Source organism: Microbulbifer maximicatervae (SeqCode), assembly GCF_052468295.1.
In genome coordinates this window covers 4,639,837-4,658,956 of record NZ_CP174340.1, presented here as the reverse complement: position 1 = coordinate 4,658,956, position 19,120 = coordinate 4,639,837, and the positions used below count along the sequence as shown (strand labels likewise).

19 protein-coding genes are annotated in these 19,120 nt (G+C 50.6%); 7 read left to right on the top strand and 12 right to left on the bottom strand.

The window, feature by feature from the left end; all coding sequences use genetic code 11:
- Positions 1 to 427: 427 nt before the first annotated feature.
- Positions 428 to 1,744, top strand: a complete 1,317-nt coding sequence (locus ACJJIQ_RS20665) for an MATE family efflux transporter (RefSeq protein WP_445362904.1) — start codon at positions 428 to 430, stop codon at positions 1,742 to 1,744.
- Positions 1,745 to 1,952: 208 nt separating this feature from the next.
- Here the strand turns inward: ACJJIQ_RS20665 and ACJJIQ_RS20660 are convergent, their stop codons facing one another.
- From ACJJIQ_RS20660 to ACJJIQ_RS20650, 3 genes are read right to left on the bottom strand one after another with little or no spacing between them, the layout of a single operon-like run.
- Positions 1,953 to 2,783, bottom strand: coding sequence for a hypothetical protein (locus ACJJIQ_RS20660; protein ID WP_445362903.1), 831 nt, complete (start codon positions 2,781 to 2,783; stop codon positions 1,953 to 1,955).
- A complete protein-coding gene (locus ACJJIQ_RS20655) occupies positions 2,780 to 3,058 on the bottom strand; it encodes a YheV family putative zinc ribbon protein (RefSeq protein ID WP_282930528.1) in 279 nt (92 codons plus the stop codon). Before ACJJIQ_RS20655 ends, ACJJIQ_RS20660 begins: the two co-directional genes overlap by 4 nt.
- A gap of 35 nt (positions 3,059 to 3,093) precedes the next feature.
- Positions 3,094 to 5,142: a M3 family metallopeptidase gene (locus ACJJIQ_RS20650; protein WP_445362902.1), complete on the bottom strand. Its 2,049-nt coding sequence runs from the start codon at positions 5,140 to 5,142 to the stop codon at positions 3,094 to 3,096.
- Between the two features lie 65 nt (positions 5,143 to 5,207).
- Here ACJJIQ_RS20650 and ACJJIQ_RS20645 point away from each other — a divergent pair, with 65 nt between their 5' ends.
- From ACJJIQ_RS20645 to ACJJIQ_RS20635, 3 genes are all read left to right on the top strand, one after another.
- Entirely contained in the window at positions 5,208 to 5,762 is a 555-nt protein-coding gene (locus tag ACJJIQ_RS20645) for a gamma carbonic anhydrase family protein (protein WP_444892455.1), read from the top strand.
- A 19-nt stretch (positions 5,763 to 5,781) separates the two neighbouring features.
- Positions 5,782 to 6,696 (top strand): LysR family transcriptional regulator, encoded by a 915-nt coding sequence (locus ACJJIQ_RS20640; RefSeq protein ID WP_445362901.1) that lies wholly within the window; start codon positions 5,782 to 5,784, stop codon positions 6,694 to 6,696.
- 85 nt (positions 6,697 to 6,781) lie between these two features.
- Positions 6,782 to 7,300, top strand: a complete 519-nt coding sequence (locus ACJJIQ_RS20635; RefSeq protein ID WP_413663903.1) for a carboxymuconolactone decarboxylase family protein — start codon at positions 6,782 to 6,784, stop codon at positions 7,298 to 7,300.
- Between the two features lie 32 nt (positions 7,301 to 7,332).
- On the opposite strand, the gene ACJJIQ_RS20630 is transcribed toward ACJJIQ_RS20635, so the two are convergent.
- From ACJJIQ_RS20630 to ACJJIQ_RS20590, 9 genes are all read right to left on the bottom strand, one after another.
- A complete protein-coding gene (locus ACJJIQ_RS20630) occupies positions 7,333 to 7,734 on the bottom strand; it encodes a hypothetical protein (RefSeq protein ID WP_282930533.1) in 402 nt (133 codons plus the stop codon).
- Between the two features lie 15 nt (positions 7,735 to 7,749).
- Positions 7,750 to 8,583 (bottom strand): shikimate dehydrogenase, encoded by an 834-nt coding sequence (aroE, locus tag ACJJIQ_RS20625; RefSeq protein WP_445362900.1) that lies wholly within the window; start codon positions 8,581 to 8,583, stop codon positions 7,750 to 7,752.
- Complete coding sequence (locus ACJJIQ_RS20620) at positions 8,580 to 9,029, bottom strand: DUF6841 family protein (RefSeq protein WP_445362899.1); 450 nt, start codon at positions 9,027 to 9,029, stop codon at positions 8,580 to 8,582. The genes aroE and ACJJIQ_RS20620 overlap by 4 nt, the downstream gene beginning before the upstream one ends.
- A 30-nt stretch (positions 9,030 to 9,059) precedes the next feature.
- A complete protein-coding gene (gene hemF, locus ACJJIQ_RS20615) occupies positions 9,060 to 9,965 on the bottom strand; it encodes an oxygen-dependent coproporphyrinogen oxidase (RefSeq protein ID WP_445355326.1) in 906 nt (301 codons plus the stop codon).
- Positions 9,966 to 9,993: 28 nt separating this feature from the next.
- Positions 9,994 to 10,560 (bottom strand): L-threonylcarbamoyladenylate synthase type 1 TsaC, encoded by a 567-nt coding sequence (tsaC, locus tag ACJJIQ_RS20610; RefSeq protein WP_444892450.1) that lies wholly within the window; start codon positions 10,558 to 10,560, stop codon positions 9,994 to 9,996.
- Between the two features lie 307 nt (positions 10,561 to 10,867).
- A complete protein-coding gene (locus ACJJIQ_RS20605; protein ID WP_445355328.1) occupies positions 10,868 to 12,076 on the bottom strand; it encodes a hypothetical protein in 1,209 nt (402 codons plus the stop codon).
- A gap of 95 nt (positions 12,077 to 12,171) precedes the next feature.
- On the bottom strand, positions 12,172 to 13,614 hold the full coding sequence (locus ACJJIQ_RS20600; protein ID WP_445362898.1) for a catalase: 1,443 nt from the start codon (positions 13,612 to 13,614) through the stop codon (positions 12,172 to 12,174).
- 128 nt (positions 13,615 to 13,742) lie between these two features.
- The gene (gene dprA, locus ACJJIQ_RS20595) at positions 13,743 to 14,909 is read right to left on the bottom strand and encodes a DNA-processing protein DprA (protein ID WP_445362897.1); all 1,167 of its coding nucleotides are present in this window, start codon (positions 14,907 to 14,909) and stop codon (positions 13,743 to 13,745) included.
- Between the two features lie 77 nt (positions 14,910 to 14,986).
- Entirely contained in the window at positions 14,987 to 16,069 is a 1,083-nt protein-coding gene (locus ACJJIQ_RS20590; RefSeq protein WP_445362896.1) for a LysM peptidoglycan-binding domain-containing protein, read from the bottom strand.
- Positions 16,070 to 16,252: 183 nt separating this feature from the next.
- Here ACJJIQ_RS20590 and def point away from each other — a divergent pair, with 183 nt between their 5' ends.
- The 3 genes from def (at position 16,253) to rsmB (ending at position 19,093) form a co-directional block, all read left to right on the top strand.
- A complete protein-coding gene (def, locus tag ACJJIQ_RS20585) occupies positions 16,253 to 16,759 on the top strand; it encodes a peptide deformylase (protein ID WP_282930542.1) in 507 nt (168 codons plus the stop codon).
- Between the two features lie 76 nt (positions 16,760 to 16,835).
- The gene (fmt, locus tag ACJJIQ_RS20580) at positions 16,836 to 17,783 is read left to right on the top strand and encodes a methionyl-tRNA formyltransferase (RefSeq protein ID WP_445362895.1); all 948 of its coding nucleotides are present in this window, start codon (positions 16,836 to 16,838) and stop codon (positions 17,781 to 17,783) included.
- Positions 17,784 to 17,785: 2 nt separating this feature from the next.
- Complete coding sequence (gene rsmB / locus ACJJIQ_RS20575; RefSeq protein ID WP_445355333.1) at positions 17,786 to 19,093, top strand: 16S rRNA (cytosine(967)-C(5))-methyltransferase RsmB; 1,308 nt, start codon at positions 17,786 to 17,788, stop codon at positions 19,091 to 19,093.
- Positions 19,094 to 19,120 lie beyond the last annotated feature (27 nt).

Sequence of the window (19,120 nt, the reverse complement as noted above, 5' to 3'; positions counted from 1 at the left end):
ATTAATAATGCTGCCACGAGAAGTATAAATCCTCGGGTTCAAGTGCCCCTGATTGCTTTTACACAGATTGACAACGATTTTTAATCTCTAATACTAAATTCTGACTGCTTCACACAACCAAGACAGATTAGTTTCAATAAGCTTGAGGATTGTCAGGCAGATCAATACAGAATCCTGTACTATTTACACTCAATCAAAATGATTTTTCCGCCAAATATTTCGTTTCGATTTTGTAAGCGTTATGAAATGAATTGCTAATAGCAGTATTGGGAGACCGATTTAGGAAAAGTAACTTATCAGCTCTGTACTGACACCATTGGTAGAATCCACCTGCACAGCTTTTCTTTTTCCGATTTCGGCTAGAAGCCAATCTATCCGTTAGTTGTTATGACTTATGCCTTCTTCTACAAAACTTGAATCCCAACCTATGTCTCGCGTCTGGAATCTGGCTTGGCCAATGATACTGAGTAATATTTCAGTGCCCTTACTCGGGATAGTAGATACCGCAATTCTTGGTCACCTCCCATCTGCAGAGTACCTATCCGGTGTAGCTATCGGGGCTAGCGTAATGTCGATGCTTCTATGGGCATTTGGGTTTCTGCGCATGGGTACTACCGGACTGGTGGCTCGGAGTACAGATCTTGGGATTCAATGGTTAGTACGTGCACTAGTATTAGCCATGGGGTTGGGAATCACTCTGTTTATTGTTGCCTCTCCTTTAATCTACTATATCGTTGAGTGGATGAATGCCAGTCAGGAAGCACAACCCCACGCACTGGCCTACCTACAAATACGTCTGTTATCTGCCCCCCTGGCTCTGGCAAACTTTGCCATTCTGGGTTTTTTTATTGGTCGACAAGATAGCCGTGCGCCTCTATATATACTTTTCGCTGCCAATCTTCTGAACATAGCCCTCGATTTCCTATTTATCCTTGGCCTGGGCCTAGGGGCAAAAGGTGCAGCAGCGGCAACCGTACTCGCTGATATTTTTGCATTTCTACTGGGTCTATATCTTCTTACCTGGGTTCATGTTGATATCTGGTCTTATATACACAAAGAAATTGGGCAGAAGAAACTTCTCCCCTGGATCGATTCATCCCCATGGATCAATCTTTTAAAGATAAATACAGACTTATTTATAAGAACCTGTTTGCTCTTGCTAACACTCACTTTTTTTACTGCACAAGGGGCAGCCCAAGGTGATAATGTACTTGCTGCAAATGCTATTCTTATACAGTTATTAATGATGACTTCCTATGCCCTGGATGGTTTTGCTCATGCTACCGAGGCCTTGGTTGGGGAATCCATGGCAAAGAGATCAACGGCTTTATTCAGAAATACCGTTCGCAGTGCAGGTTTGTGGGCCCTGGGAAGCGCTGTCCTGATTACGCTGGTACTAGTTTCAGGGAAACCCTTGATTCTATCCTTATTTACAGATATCAAACCAGTAATCCACCAAGCGGAACAGGTATATTGGTGGCTCTGTGCACTACCTTTATTAGCGGTTTGGAGTTATCAGCTCGATGGTGTTTTTATCGGTGCTGGGAAAAGTCGCGATATGCGTAATACTATGTTTATAGCCTCAGTACTGGTTTTCTTTCCCGCCTGGTGGTTTACAAGGGATTGGGGGAATACAGGCATATGGTTCAGCTTGTTTTTGTGGATCGGAGCACGATCTTTAGGACTCATAGTATATTTTCAATACTACACTGTAACCAATTCCTGGATACGTAAATTACAGTAAAACGTGGCAGGATATTTATAGTTATTTTTAATGTATAAATAACAAATATGACACATTTTGCGATTAAGAAATTAACTATTTCAGTCAGGATTACTCACTATCAAAATAGTAAATCTCTTACGATGCTATAAACGCATTTAAAACTATCGTCTCAGGATGGCAAATACTGAGCGGGCTCAGCAACAAACAAAAAAGCCCACTCACATTTTTAATAGCTTGAAGACTGCACCTGTTTTTGCACTAAAATTTTCTTAAAATTTCCATAAAACGCTCCCTCTCCCTGGATGACAGCATTATATAAGTCTTCAACCTTTTGCTTTAATTCTTGGCTATAAAAATATAGGCTGCCGTTTCGGACACTGTAGGACTTTGGGTTCTCGGCCATGGTTTTGTAAAAAAGGGATACCCTTTCCAGATAAGTATCTGCCTGCTTTTTGGAAAAATTACCTTGTTGGTAATTATCTAAGACCTGAGAACTGATTCTTTGAAGAGTTAATTCGCGCTCTTCATCTGAAAAACGAAAGGCTTTTAATTGCGTGTTGATATCACGCTTTAGGTCTTTCATATAGCGAGCAGCAGCTTCTGCTGATTCATATAGTGCGTGAATAGTCTTTTCCCGCTTCCGCAGAGCACCGCGATCTTTCAAGGTATATATATTGGAGATCTCCTTTTCGGAGAAATCGCCCAGGGGGCGAAAAATAGTGACATGTTGCAAATTGCTATTCCTTGTGAGCTTGTCACAAATCTTTATTGCATGTCTCCACTTTTCAAAAGATTCTCCTTTAAGGATTTGATCAGGTAAAGCTTTTACAGCCACTCCCAACCTATTTTCCTCTTCAATGTAAAAATCTGGATGGGCTTTCCAATCATTAGCTTGTAAACGGAATAACGTAAGTATCCCCTGATTCACACAGCTCGCCAATAGGTAGGCAACTTGTTCTCTCTGCTGCTCTGTTTTTTTTCGATGGCGATCAAGGCCATAGAGACCTATGATCGCAACCGCAATAAAAACCACCAGTATAAAAAATATTTTTTTCACTTTTTACGGCTACTTGTGGGTTGGATAAGTTTCACTGGCTCCTCGTGAATATCTTTCTCTGTATCTTGGTTAACACGAGTAGACAGTTCTGTTGGCGCTGACTGCAATCGAATTTCATCCTTAAACCCACAGGCAACACATTCCCTATAATTTTTCCCATCCTTGTGATAGTTAATAATTTTATCCATTTCGCTACAGCGGGGGCACACAGCCCCTGCAATAAAGCGTTTTTTAACGATCTTACCAGACTCAGCCGAATCTTCTTTCTTCATCATGACTACTACTCAATATTTCATGATTGACTTATCCGTTACACAGGACTGATATTCAGCTCTTGCTGCTCGATACCAGAGTGACGCAATAGGGCATCAATTTGCGGCTCTCGTCCACGGAATTGAACAAACAGCTCCAACGCATCACGGCTACCACCCTGTTCCAAAATACTGTGCAGAAATTTATTTCCCGTCTCTCTATTAAAGATACCATCTTCTTCAAATAGAGAAAAAGCATCTGCCGAAAGCACTTCTGCCCATTTATAGCTGTAATATCCTGCGGCATAACCACCAGCAAAAATATGGCTAAAAGCATTTTGGAAGCGGTTTTCTGCGGCGATAGGCACAACAGCAACCTCTGCTCGTACCTGATCCAGTAAAACCTGAACTTTATCGGCGGTCAATGCCTCTTCGCTGGCATGGAGGCGAAAATCAAAAAGTGCAAACTCCAACTGGCGTACTGTAAACATGGCAGACTGGAAATTTTTCGCTGCCAGCATTTTATTCAGTAAAGCTTCGGGAAGAGCCTCTCCAGTTTCGAAATGTGTAGAAATTATGGAAATAGCCTGGGGTTGCCAACACCAATTTTCCAGAAATTGGCTGGGCATTTCCACCGCATCCCAAGCAACACCATTAATACCAGAAACTGCTGCCACATCAATCTGTGTCAGCATATGGTGGAGGCCATGGCCGAATTCATGGAATAAAGTGGTTACTTCCGTGTGGGTTAAAAGTGAGGGGATATCACCTGCAGCCGGACTGAAATTACACACCAGATAAGCTATAGGCAACTGGAGTCCGTTGAGCGTGTGGCGACGACTACTTACTGTATCCATCCAGGCCCCGCCACGCTTTTTCTCACGTGCGAACGCATCCAAATAGAAACCAGCTATCTTTTCGCCATCTCTCAGCAGCCAAAAGAACTGCACGTCGGCATGCCAAGTAGCAACGCTGGTATCTTCTTCAACTGTGATTCCGAATAATTTGTCCACCACAGTAAAGAGGCCGTCAACGACTTTGGCGTAAGGGAAATAGGGCCTCAATTCCTCTTGGCTGATGGCGTATCGCTGCTGTTTGAGCTTTTCTGCGGCCCAGGCCACATCCCATGGTTGCAACTCTTCAATACTGAGTTGGTCTGCAGCAAACGCTTTCAGCTCAGCCATTTCTCGTTGGGCAGCTGGCCTGGCTCGTTCTGCCAGATCCTGTAGAAATTCCAAAACCCGCTCTGTATTTGGAGCCATTTTGCTGGCCAATGACAACTCCGCATAGCTGTTCATTCCCAGTAAACTGGCCTGTTCAGCGCGCAATGCGAGAATTGCCTCCATCACTTCGGAGTTATCGTATTCACCTGCCTGGGGACCAACTTCGGAAGCGCGACTAATAAAAGCCAAATGGACATCCCGACGCAGAGATCTATTTTCAGCGTGGGTCATAACAGCGAGAAAGCTGGGCCCCTCTAAGGTAATCAGCCACCCATCCAGGCCTTTTGCCTCAGCTGCATTCCGTGCAGCGGCGAGAGCAGTTTGAGGAAGCCCCTGAAGCTGAGCTTCATCATTCGTATGCCAGGTCCAGGCATTAGTTGCATCGAGGACATTGTTGGCAAATTGGCTGGATAACTCAGCCAAACGCTGACTGTTAACGGCAAACTTTTCACGGGCCTCTCCTTCGAGGCCAACACCACCGAGTTCAAAGTCTCTGACTCCCAGCTCCAAAGACTTCTTGCGTGCCTGTGACCAGTTTGCAAATTCGGGCGACTGCATTAATTGGAGATACAGGTCGTAAAGCTCGCGATTTTGCCCCTGCTTTGTCCAGTAAGCCGTCACTTTGGCTAAAGCGGCCTCATAGGGCGCCCGCCAGGGGCCACTTAGAACGCTATTCAGGTGACTGACTGGGGAGAAGGCTCGATTTAGCTGGTCTTCCGCCTGCTCCAGAGGCACCAGCGTATTATCCCAGCTGGGGGTCTCCAATCCCTGTTGAAGGGTTTGCTCACACGTTTTAATCAGTTCGGCGATGGCGGGTTCCACCTGCTCGGGCTCGAGATTATCAAAAGGCGGCAGCAGCGGGATATTCAACAGTGGATTGGACATATAAGACTCTGTGCTCGAATTAGGATAAAGCTATGATAGAGGATTCATTGTACAGGAGCTTATTTATGTCCCCACTGCGCAGCCACGATGATTCCCACGGCGAGAAGTTTCCAGAACTTGGCGACAGCGTATATATCGATCCGCAATCCGCAGTCATTGGTGACGTTACCCTGGGGGATGATTGCTCCGTATGGCCCATGGCCGTTGTGCGCGGTGATATGCATAAGATCCGAATCGGCGCGCGAACCAGTGTACAGGATGGGGCTGTTCTCCATATCACCCATGCGGGACCATTCAACGCCGACGGTTGGCCGCTGACTATTGGCGAAGATGTCACTATCGGTCATAAAGCCTGCCTGCACGGTTGTACCATCGGCAACCGGATCTTAATTGGTATCGGATCTATTGTTCTCGACGGAGCCATTATTGAGGACGATGTCGTACTGGCAGCCGGAGCACTGGTTCCGCCCGGTAAAACCCTGGAGAGTGGTTATCTCTATGTAGGCGCCCCCTGCAAAAAGGCGCGCCCCCTGTCTGACAAGGAAAAGGCTTTCTTTAAGTATTCCGCTGAAAACTACGTGAAACTGAAAGATCAGTATCTCCTTAAACAGCAACCATAGTGACAGCCGGCTCCCCGCTATGCTTAACCTGAATATGGACCAGCTGCATATTTTTGTGCGCTCCTGTGAAGTCGGATCTTTTTCGGCGGTTGCTCGCGAAGTGGGCCGGGCTCAGTCTTCTGTAAGCAGCTTGATTCAAAATCTTGAACTCGACCTGGGGCTGACTCTCTTTAACCGCGAAGGGAAATATCCCCAACCCACCGACGCCGCTTTGGCATTACTGCCATTAGCACGTCAATCGTTGGGGCAGTTGCAGCGCTTCCAACAGGCGGCAAATTCCTTCCAGCGGGGAGAAGAGCCCCAGCTCAATATATTATTTGAAGAGCTGGTAATGCCGGATCGACTCAACGATATGCTGGTAACTTTCAGCGAGCGCTTCCCGCATACTGAGCTTCAGCTCGGCAGTGTTACTGGGGAGGAAGCGGTCCAGCAGGTGACACAGGGTGAAGCCGATTTTGCCTTTGTCACCTCAAGGGATTCCTATCCCAGCTCGCTGGATACCAGTAACCTGGGACAACAGCGGGTACTTAGCCTGGCCTGTCCGGAACATCCCCTGGCCCAGAAAAAACAATCCTCATTGAGTGAAGCGGCCCAGCACCGACAGATCACCACAGCACCAGAATCCCAAAGGTACCGTTGGCAGCTCTCTGCACAGACTTGGCGAAGTGATTCTCTGCTACAGGCCCTAGATCTGGCATGTAAGGGGGTTGGGTGGGTCAATGCGCCCTACGAACTGGCCCGCCCCTTTTTAAAAAGCGGCAGGTTGGTTGAGCTCAACTTAACCGGCTCTCTCAATACCTGGAGCCTCGGTGTGGATCTGCTCTGGTCCAAGCAGACGCCACAAGGCTTAGCTGCGCAATGGTTCGCCCGAGAGGCCCGGCGACTCTACGGTAACTTTTACAGCCCACCTATCGAAATATCCGATAGAAACTAATTTTTACCTATCAGGCTTTTACATAAGACTTGGCGTTGTAGGCCGATGGTCTGTGACTCAATCCGACTTGATTAGGAGCCAAAATATGTCCAAACAGCAATATCTCCAAGAAATGGAGGCCTTCTCCCAAAAGTACCGCTATGACATGGACTACTTGCGCGAGTTTCTTCAGGGCTCTCCTGAAGGCTTTGAAAAATTTAGAAATTTTCAGCCCCTATCCATGCACAGGGAGTTTTTACCTATTGATGTTTTTTGGGTGAGTAAGATAGCGGCAATGCAAGTAGCTGATTGCGGCATGTGCCTGCAACTGAATGTGCGTATGGCCCTAGAGGCTGGTGTTGAACCCCACTTGGTGAAAGCTTGTATCCAAGGCGGCAGCGGCCTGCCTGAGAACTTGCAGGACATTTTTGATTTTGCAACAGCCGTGGCCAGCTACAAAACAATCGACCCTGTTCTCAACGAACGGATAGGTGCACAACTGGATAACCGGCAGAGAATCGAGCTGGGGGTCAGCGTCGCTACCGCGTCAGTCTTCCCCACGATCAAGCGGGCTATGGGATATACCCAAAGCTGCAGCTTGGTTGAGATCGAATTTAAACAGTAATGTGGCAGGCCTTGGCAACCAAGGCCTCCTCACTATTTACCCTGTAGACGCAGCAGTGCCGATGCACCTATGCCGCCAATGGCACAAGCCAAAACGATAACCAGGGGCGTCATTTGTCCCAGTACCAGAGCACCGTAGTCATAACCTCTCTGCGGCAGAAGATACAACAACATCAACCCTGCCGGCACCAGGGATAAGAGGAAGCCCCGTATTAACCAGGCGTTGCGCAAAGGCAACAAAAACAGCAACCCGAAAACTCCACCCCAAACTACGCGCTGGTACAGGTAGGCATTGCTCAGGGATGGCGCCAAATCTACCCCTAGAAACTGGGTGAAGCCATACCGCCCCATGGCCCATAGCCCCACGGCATAGCAGAGCCCACCGAAACACCCCACAGCAAAACAAATCGACAGGTTTCGCACAATATCACGCACAACGCTTTCTCTCTTTTAATTTTCGGTTGTCTGATTGAGGTCCCGGCGCAACTTGGCCATGATCGGCGCTGTTTCAGGACGTACACCGCGCCACAGTAAAAATGACTCAGCGGCCTGCTCTACCAACATCCCAAGGCCATCAGTACTCTCTGCGCCCTGTCCACGCGCCCATTGTAAAAAAGGCGTTGGCTCGGCGGCGTACATCATGTCGTAAGCTTTACCATGACTGGCGACACAGCCTTCAGGAAGCGGCGGCAGCACACCGCCAAGGCTTGCGGAACTCGCATTGATAATCAGGTCGTAGCAGCCTCTCAATTCCTCCAGGCCGCCACCACTTAATTCGCCCAACTGGGAAAATTCTGCCGCAAGCTGTACCGCTTTTTCTGCGGTGCGGTTGGCAATATGTAAATGCGCGGGTTGCTTTGCCAGAATTGGCAGCAGTGCTCCCCGGGCGGCTCCGCCGGATCCCAGCAAGAGAACTTTCCGATCCTTGATTTCCCAGCCCAAGTTGGTGCAAATATCAAATACCAGGCCGGTCCCGTCGGTGTTGTCGCCGAGAATTTTTCCGTTTTTCGCCAGAGTCAGAGTGTTAACTGCGCCAGCGGAAGCTCCCCGTTCAGTCAGGGTGTCTGCCAATTCGAAGGCCTGTAGTTTAAAGGGCACCGTCACATTGAGGCCACAGCCACCCCCAGCAAAGAAAGCCCGTACGAAGCCGCTAAAGCCATCCAGGGGAGCAAGCTGCTTACTGTACTCAACCCCCTCTCCCGTTTGTGCCGCAAAAGCGCTGTGTATCTCCGGTGATAGAGAGTGTTTTATGGGATTGCCCACTACTGCATAGCGATCACTCATGACCCCACCCTCTTACGCGCTCTGACCGCCTCTCGAATTTTGGCACTTTCATCGACAATTATCAGGCCATCTATTTTGAGACCGTCGGCAGCTTCAGCAACCAAATAGCGGGTGTGAGAACTGTACAGCTCTACCGCCTTTTCCTCCCCCTGTGAATGAAGCAGGGTCCAACGCAAGCTCGCAAGGGTGCTGTATTCGTTTAACTCTATCACTTCAGTGACAGTGCCAAGAATCTGACAGACTCCCAGCCGGCGGTAAGCGTTGAGTAATTTAACCACTTGCTGGATAAACTCATCCCTCGCCACAGCGAGCTTTACGCCATCCTCCCGATAGTAATGCAGAGGGAAACGATAAAAGTCGGCAATCTGCTCCACATCTCCCGTTTCAAAATGCCGCCTGTAATCGAGAAACAGGGAGTTGATTCCTTCCAATCGCGATGGGTGCACAACAAACCTCCATTGTGACAAATTGCTTGGCTATACCCAGTCTCTGTGCGGCAGAAAATCAGTGTATAGCTTCTCTTCCGCAGATCCCGGCTCTGGTTGCCAGTCATACTTCCAGCTCACCAGTGACGGCAAGGACATCAGAATGGATTCTGTACGCCCACCACTTTGCAATCCGAACAGAGTGCCACGATCAAAGACCAGGTTGAATTCCACATAGCGCCCACGGCGGTAGAGTTGGAATTCACGCTCGCGCTCACCGTAAGCAGTCTCTTTGCGCTTCTGCACAATGGGTAGATAAGCCTCCAAGTAACTATCGCCAACAGCGCGCATAAGCGCAAAAGCGTTGTCGTAGCCACCTTCGTTAAAATCATCGAAAAAGAGCCCGCCGACTCCCCGAGCTTCATCCCGATGCTTCAGGTAGAAATATTTGTCACACCACTGCTTAAAGCGAGGGTATACCTCGCTGCCAAAAGGCTCACAGGCCTGCTTGGCCGTTTGGTGCCAATGTACGACATCCTCGTGATAGCCGTAATACGGGGTCAAATCATAGCCACCACCAAACCACCAGATGGGCTCAGCTCCTGGCTTTTTCGCCACAAATAGACGCACGTTTGCATGGCTAGTAGGCACGTAGGGATTGCGCGGATGAATTACGAGGGAGACGCCCATCGCCTCAAAAGAGCAACCGGCCAGTTCGGGGCGATTAGCTGTGGCTGACGGAGGAAGTCCATCCCCATAGACATGGGAAAAGTTCACGCCCCCCTTTTCAATCAGGTTGCCCTCTTCCAATACCCGGGTTCGACCACCACCGCCACCGGGCCTTTCCCAATTATCTTCGCGAAATGGTTGGCCGTCTTGTTCACTCAGGGCATCACAAATACGGTCTTGTAGGCCGAGGAGATAGGCCTTTACTTCCTTGGTATCGATATCACTCATAGGCGAAAACTACGTCACTGTTTTGAAATTAAGCACCCGCCCTCAGTACGCGGCCACTTTGCAGATCGCGTATTTCACTGGGGGCGCTGCGGCCACCGGTTGAGCCGCCACCGACAAAGTCGAGATCGCGGCCGAAATAGCGCAGTACCTGGTATTTATTGCGGGCGGGTTGAGACCCGGCCGGGTTTGCTGAAGTGGATACGATAGCACCGCCAAAGGCGCGTGTTAACGCAGCGGTAAACGGATGATCGGTGCAGCGCAGGGCTACAGATTTATGCACCCCACAGACCCAGGAAGGAATCAGGTCCCGATGGGGTACAAGCCAGGTAACCGGGCCCGGCCAGCTGCGATCCAACTGTTCCTTTTGTCCATCACTGAGATCGCTGAGGAGGGGGGCAAAATGTGTTCTATCACCGGAGACCAGGATCAAACCCTTCTCAAGTGGGCGATGCTTGAGTTGTAGCAAGCGTCTGACAGCCAGCAGGTTATTGGGGTCGCAAGCCAAGCCCCATACAGATTCAGTGGGATGGGCAATAACACCACCCGCTGCCAGGGCGCGGGCAGCCTGTTTTACGGAAAGCGGTGAGTACTTCATTTTAACGCTAGTCTTACTTCCCTTTACGCAATTGCAAATCTTGTTGATAGGGAATGTCGAATGTCTCCAGAGCAACTTCCACTACAGGCAGATGGGAGTCCGAATCCATTGAAGTCGCAACACAAGGCTCACTCAATTCAACTCTCTTTACTATCGAAGCGGAAGGATGCTGGCAATCTAGCGGATTGCATTGATTGACACAAGATATTGCTTTATGCCCTAGCCAAGTTGCTCAAAAAACATCCATTCGCTTTTTTTCCAAGCTTAAGTACTTCATGGTTCTCGCTGGCATATTGGCGCCTAACCCTCAATTCAGCCACCACCAGCTTCCCAGCACTATCAGTCGCCGACGTTCCCGAAATCTAGTCCTCTCCAGCTCGGGGATACCTAACGATTTTAGCTTCCTCCTATACTGGTCTTGATCTCGACTATTCTCAGATAGCGCCAAAGCCTTCTTAAAACTACGCTGATAACCCTTGGCTCCGGACTTTAGACGCGCCATTCCCAGTAGAAAATGAAAACGATGGTCTTCCTTCTTTATCGAAATTGCATCTTCAGCCTTATTGGCCGCCAATTCATACAACTCATCTTCGTAAGCTGTAAGCGCTTGACCGTACCAATAGTAGGGGTCCTCCTGTCTATAATCATGTAGTTTTACTGACAGAACATTTGCCATTTGAAGGTCACCCTGAGCCCGGAGAACTTTCTCCAGATTGCTCAACGAAACCAAGTTTGCTCCATCAAGCTTCAACGCTATAGCGTAAGAACTAATTGCTTGTTTGACCAAACTCGCTGAACGATATATGGCCCCCAAATTATTCCAAAGATCGGCTTCCTCTGGCGCCAGTAAAATTGACTTTCGAATATAAAGAAAGGCATTTTTAAAATCTCGATCTACAAGAAACTCCATAGCCAGGTTACTATAGAACTTTGCAAAAGCTTCCTTATCTTCCAACTCTTTTTGATGATATTCTGGATTGTAATCCGTAAAGTTAAAATCCAATATGCGTTGTCTACTACCAGTATCAGCTACAACATTAATGTGCTGGTAAATAAAGGTCTGTTGGCTCTCCAAATATCTCACTTCTGGAACAAAAACCTCATTGAATTTAGCATCCACTCCAAGTCCACGAATCATTGCAACTAAAAAGGCACTAAAGGCCATGCAATTTCCTCTCTGCTGATCAAAAACTTGTGCAGCATTGAGCGTGGCATCTGCATCGTAGAGAATTGAAAAATATTGACTCTGCAATTTATTTATCAGAGCATCCAACCTATCACTTTTTTTTCTGGTACTTATCGATTTTAAAAACAACCTCATATCATTATTCAATGCCAGGATATCAATATCAGGCAAATCAGAGTTACTTATAGAGGAACGCCAAAAATATGTCCCACTAAGCAACTGTTCTTCTGAAAATTCTTGAGAAATAGATATATCTGTTTTTTTTATTTGTGTAGAGCAGCCTCCCAAAACTAGAAAAATAAGGGATAAAGCTACTATGATCTTTTTCATAAGCATGCCTTTAATACATTATTAAATACCAATCCATCAGGATATATTTTTAACACAAAAGACAAGCAAATTAATTACGTATCAAAACACCAGATTCAATTGCTGACCATCGCTAACTTGACGCCCGCGGCATAGTCCGGATGCACCTTGGAAAAGTGTGCCAATTGTCGCTGAATTATTTCATCCGGTACACCCGCCATCGCTTCTGCAATATTGTTATATAAGCGCTGTTTTTGTTCATCGTTGAACAAGTCAAAGAGCGCTCGAACCTGACTGTAATCATCATTGCCTTTGCGGTGGTCATATCTATCTGCCGCACCGGATATTGGTAACGGGGGTTCTTTCGCTTTTGGGTCCTCCTTTGCTCCAGAAAAACTATTCGGCTCATAAAAGGCATCCGGATTGCCACTGCGGATACCCGTGCTATTCATTTCACCATCCCGATAGTAATTATGGACAGGACAGCGCGGTGCATTCACTGGAAGACTCTCATAGTGAGTTCCCAAGCGGTGACGATGTGCATCGGCATAAGAGAATATACGCGCCTGCAGCATCTTATCTGGTGAGAAGCTGATACCCGGTACGATATTGGATGGGGAGAAAGCTGCCTGCTCAATTTCTGCAAAGTAGTCTTGTGGGTTGCGATTCAACTCCATGGTTCCCACCTCGATGGGAGGGTAATCCCCGTGGGGCCATACCTTGGTGAGATCAAAGGGGTTGTAATTTGTTTTGCCGAGGTCTGCTGCAGGCATGACTTGAATCTGGAATGTCCACTTCGGGCATTCCCCGTTTTCTATTGCGCTGTACATCGCCTCCTGGTAACTCTCCCGGGAGCGCCCAATCACAGTTTCAGCTTCCGAATTGGTGAAGTACTTATGCCCCTGCTGGGTCTTGAAATGGAATTTCACCCAGAAACGCTCCCCATTGTGATTCCACAGGGAGAAGGTATGTGAGCCATAACCATTCATATGCACCGGAGATATGGGCAAACCGCGATCGGAGAACAGTATGGTCACTTGGTGAAGACTCTCGGGACTCAGCGACCAGAAATCCCACATGGCCGTGGGGGAGCGCAAGTGAGTACGGGGGTGGCGTTTTTGCGTGTGGATAAAATCCGGGAACTTGTAAGGGTCTCGTACAAAAAAGACCGGCGTATTGTTGCCGACCAAATCCCAATTGCCCTCCTCCGTATAAAACTTCAGTGCAAAACCACGAACATCCCGTTCCGCATCAGCTGCACCTAACTCGCCAGCAACAGTTGAAAAGCGAGCCAGCAGCGGGGTCTCTGCTCCCGGCTGCAGCACCCGGGCACAGGTGTAGTTTGAGATATCACCGGTAACCCTCAAAATCCCATAGGCGCCCCAACCTTTGGCATGTACCGCCCGCTCGGGTATACGCTCACGATTTTGGTGAGCCAGTTTTTCAATAAGCTGATAGTCCTGAATCAACAGGGGGCCATCTGGCCCCGCTGTAAAACTGTTTTGGTTATCGGGAACCGGAGCGCCGGCATCAGTGGTGAGTTTGGGTTTATCCGCCATAATCAGACTCCAGTTTTGGAATCCACTGAGTATTAACGCTGCCATAGAACTGCGCGAATTGATCGGCGGCTACACCAACAACCAAGATGTTTCTGACTGAATAATTTTATAACTTCCTTCTAAGACCTTTAGGGACTCACTAACTCCTCAGGGGTTTTAGCCAGTACCCTCCCGTCCGTGTAGCGGCTTCCCTTCAGAGTTAGCTGGTAAGACCCTGTGAGTTGCTCCACCAAGCCCTCTAGCTCCAATTCCATCAATACAGCCATTAAATCACCCGGCTCAATTCCGGTATCCCGCGATAAAAGTTCGATACTTCGAGGCCCACCGGCAAGCGCCCTGATGACTTGTTGCTGAAGCTCTGGCAGCGGTTTAGCGGGGGGGAGATCAGTAGGTGTGGGGTCTGCCAGTAAACCGCCGAGCTGGCCGGCTACATCTGCGCTGGTTTCAACCAGTGTCGCACCTTCTTTAATCAGGTGGTGGCAACCCCTGGCCATTGGGTTGTGAATGGAACCTGGAATCGCAAAAACCTCACGATTTTGCTCCAGCGCTAAACGCGCCGTGATCAGAGAACCTGAGCGCATCGCTGCTTCTACCAGTAATACCCCCATTGAAAGGCCACTGATAATCCGGTTCCGCCGCGGGAAGTTCTTCGCCTCAGCACTGCTGCCTATAGGCAATTCACTGACCAGAGCACCGCCTGCAGCGAGAATGTCTTCCGCCAAGGGGCGGTTGTGTTTTGGATAAATGCGGTCAACTCCACTACCCAAAACTGCGACCGTGGAGCCCGCTCCCTGCAGCGCCCCTCTGTGAGCAGCGGCATCCACGCCCAGAGCCAGCCCGGAAGTGATAGCAAATCCGGAACCGGCCAATTCCGCAGCGAAGGCCCGGGCATTATCTAGACCCGCCACTGTGGCCTTACGGGCACCCACCATCGCTACCTGCGGTAGATTTAGAGCGCTTCTTTCACCACGAATATAGAGCACAGGCGGGGGGCGTGAAGTCTCAGATAACAGGGCGGGATAATCGGGATCGCTGTGACAAATCAGCTGCACGCCCAGGTCTGCACAGCGGGCCCGCTCGCGCTTAACCCAATCGATGAGTTCACTGGCGGCAGATCGACTAGAAACCCCCCGCCACTGGGTTTGGGCCCGCGGTGATAACTTTTGCAGAAGAGGTTGAGGAAACTGCTGGAGAGCCTCTTCAGCAGTGGCAAAGTGCTCCAGTAATTGCCAGTAGCGAGCCGGGCCAATTCCCTCGAGACGCAGCAACGCCATAGTAGCGGTCAATGCATCCATGCAATTTACCATTTCTGTTTTGAAAGTTGTGCGGCAGGGCAAACAGCAACACCTGCCGCGAGATTTTCTGGGATCGCTTAGGGGTTGCGCACCATATCCATCACTGCCAGCGGGCGACGGGCATCCAGTACCAGGGCTAGGCTCATTTTTTCAAAGGTGCGGAATACCATCAACTCACCAGCGCGGGTATCAGGGAGCTTCACCACGTCACCAGCAATACGGTCGCGTACTGTTGAACCCGCTTTGTATATCGCCAGGACATTACCGGGTTGCAAGCCGTCTCTGTCTCCCGAATTCAAGATAACAACATCAAACTTACCAATTTGGCTTACCCCTTCATCAACACCTACAATCACCCCATCAACCGTGACAACCGGTGCGCTAGGGTGGAACAGCGCATCAATTGAGCGCTCTTCTACGGGCATCAACCGATCTTCAAGACGAACCTCACGAGAAGTGTTGCGCACGCCCATCGTCGCTATAGAAAAATTCGAGTTGTTATCCGGATTGCTATCTGGGTCCAGCTGCAACAGGTCTAAAGTACCTATGCCAAGTGCTTGGCGTCCAAGGACTTCACCAGATACTGGATCAGAATAAATGGGGCCAGGGCGATAGAGCCCGTACGAAGGTAATGGCGCCGCAAAATCACCACGAGCGTAGAGAATATCTCCAGCACCCATCAAAATATGATTTTCTGACCCAGAAACTACATAGGGAGTCCCCTCAAAAGCATCTGGCTCAACGATACGAGTGCGCGATAAAAAAGCGTTGATTGCATCCAGCGGAATCGCCGGAATTGCGTCCTCAACAGCCTGACGGCGGATCGAGGGTGACAAACGGTTGCCATCAACCCCCGGGGACAGTTGATAGGCTCGGGGGCCGCGCTGCAGCTGTAATTGTGGCTGGCCATCAATGTAAACAAGGCGCAGGCTATCTCCTGGATAAATCAGGTGGGGGTTTTCCACCTGTGGGTTCACTTGCCAAATCTCCGGCCAGTACCAGGGTTGCACCAGGAACTGACTGGAAATATCCCAGAGCGTATCGCCCTTTTGCACCACATAAGCGTCGGGGTGACTGGGGTTCAGGCGAACCTGATCCTGTGCTTCGACACCAAGGGCAACCGCTAACATCGAGATCGCGGCCAGGATAATTTTTTTCATGGAAGCATTCCTATGCTCTTTATCGCTATAATTCTCAGCGCCGGGCCACTCCCGTGAAGGGAGCGAGACCGGACCCGGGCGCATAGCGCCAGCAAAAACAGGGGTCCACTCGGTAAATTTTGAGCGCGATCATAATGTTATCAGCGCACGTTCAACGAATACTAGAAGTTTGTCACAGGTGTTATGGCTAAACTCGAGATACTGGAATTTCCCGATCCGCGCCTGCGCGAGGTCGCTAAACCCGTCGCTGAAGTGACCGACGCCCACCGCCAATTGCTCGACGACATGTTTGAAACCATGTACGCCGCGCCCGGCATCGGCCTCGCCGCCATCCAAGTCAATGTGCAGGAGCGCATTGTGGTGGTGGATATCTCTGAAGACGGCAATGAACCGCTCGGGTTTATCAACCCCGAGATCGAAGTGCTGGACCCGGAGATCCACCAGTACGACGAGGGCTGCCTGTCAGTTCCCGGTTTCTACGAAACGGTGGAGCGCCCGCGCAAAGTGCGTGTTAAAGCCCTGGACCGCAATGGCGAACCTTTTGCCCTTGAGGCCGAGGGATTGCTGGCGGTCTGTATCCAACATGAAGTCGATCATTTGGACGGCAAGCTGTTCGTGGATTACGTCTCGCCACTGAAGCGCAACCGCATCCGCTCTAAGCTGGAAAAATCCCAGCGCCGCCGCGCCTGATCTGCGCCAGCCGCAGGAGCTCGGAGCTGCCGACTGACGGCAGCTCTCCCACCCCCCATTACCTGAGAGCAAGTCAGTGAATATTATTTTTGCCGGCACGCCGGACTTTGCCGCTGTGCACCTGCAAGCGCTGCTCGACAGCGAGCACAATGTCATTGCCGTTTACACCCAACCGGATAGGCCGGCTGGGCGCGGTAAGAAATTGCTCGCCAGCCCAGTGAAACAGCTGGCACTCTCCCACAATATCCCGGTGTACCAACCCCTGAGCCTGCGCGATGAGACGGCCCAGGCTGAACTCGCTGCCCTTGAAGCGGATATTATGGTGGTGGTGGCCTACGGCCTGATACTGCCGCAGGTAGTGCTGGATACCCCGCGTCTGGGCTGTATCAATGTGCATGCCTCCCTGTTGCCGCGCTGGCGCGGTGCCGCACCGATCCAACGCGCGGTGGAAGCGGGTGACAATGAAAGTGGCGTCGCCATTATGCAAATGGAGGCGGGCCTGGATACTGGCCCTGTTTTAGTCGAGAGCCGCTGCGCCATTACCGAGTCCGATAGCGGTGGCAGTTTGCACGACAAGCTGGCGGAACTCGGCGGCCCATCCCTCCTCCAGGCCTTGGCTCTACTGGAAAGTGGCAGTGCCAACCCTCAGGTACAAGACGATACGCAGGCTAACTACGCCAACAAAATTACCAAGGAAGAGGCGCAGATTGACTGGCAGCGCCCCGCTGCTGAACTGCATCGATTGATACGCGCTTTTAACCCCTTCCCAGTGTGCTGGAGCACTTATCGGGACAAGAAGGGCGAGCAGCGCCTGCGTATCTATAGCGCAGCCATCGAACAGGGCTGCCACAGTGATCAGCCCGGTACCATTCTCTCCAGTGACGACGAAGGTATTTTAGTGGCCTGCGGCCGCGAGGCCCTGCGCCTCCAATTAATACAGCTACCGGGTAAAAAAGCGCTTCCCGCAGCAGAAATTTTGAAAGGCTACCGGGAGCAGTTCGCCCCGGGTACCAAACTGGGATAATTATGAGCAGAGATGTACGCGCCGAGGCCGCCCGAGTTATCGCCTCACTGCTGGAAGAACGTGGCTCGTTGGCAAGACTTCTGCCTGCCGCCGAGGACAAAGTCGAGGAGCGCGACCGCCCTCTGTTGCGGGAGCTCTGTTACGGCAGTGCCCGCACGGCACCGCGCCTGCAATTGATCGCCGCCAAGTTGCTGCGTAAAAAAGTCTCGGATATTGAGATCAATGCACTGATCCTGCTGGGCATTTACCAGCTCGAGTACACTCGCATACCCGATCACGCCGCCATATCTGCAACCGTCAATGCCGCACGCAGCCTCGGTCTGGACAGAGCGACCGGGCTGATCAATGGGGTGCTGCGCAACGCCCTGCGCAACAGTGAGCAGCTTCAGCGCAAACTGTCCGGCAATCCACAGTTCAGCTCTATGCACCCGGCCTGGTTACAGCAGCGGATTAAAGCCGCCTGGCCTGAGAAGGCGTCAGACATCTTCCGCGCCAACAATGCCAACCCACCCATGACCTTGCGGGTAAATACTGCCAAGATCTCGCGCGCGGACTATTTACAACAGCTCGATGAAGCCGGCCTCTCCGCCGAGCCCTGTACTATTTCCCCGGTCGGTATCACGCTGGTTGAGCCGGTTTCAGTCACAGTGCTACCGGGCTTTGCCGAGGGCTTGGCCAGTGTGCAAGATGAGTCCGCGCAACTAGCGGCGCTGCTGTTACAGCCGAAGGAAAATGCCCGGGTGTTGGACGCGTGTGCGGCACCTGGAGGCAAGAGTTGCCACTTATTGGAGCAGGAATCCAGCATTCAGTTGAGCGCGTTGGATATTGAGGAGGACCGCCTGGTGCGGGTCGAGGAAAACCTCGAGCGCAACGGGCAGAGTGCCGAGCTTATCTGTGCCGATGCCACGTCTCCGAATGAGTGGTGGGACGGGCAGCAATACGACCAGATACTACTGGACGCACCCTGTTCGGCAACCGGGGTAATTCGCCGCAACCCGGATATCAAACTTTTGCGCCGGGAAGAAGACATTGCCGAGTTAGTGGCTTTGCAGGGCAAGATCCTGCGCGCTCTGTGGCCCCTGGTTAAACCGGGTGGGCAGTTGCTTTACGCCACCTGTTCCAGCCTGCCGACGGAAAACAGCGAAGTCGTCGCAGCGTTCATTGCGGAGACAGAGGATGCGAGCGACAATACCCCTGAACTGCTAAACGATAAGCCCTGGGGCGAGAAACAAGTTGCCGGTATGCAGCTTCTACCCCAAACCGGCGGCGGTGACGGTTTCTACTACGCTCTGCTGAGCAAAGCTGAATAACGACGTCGCTAGTCGCGAGTCTCATCC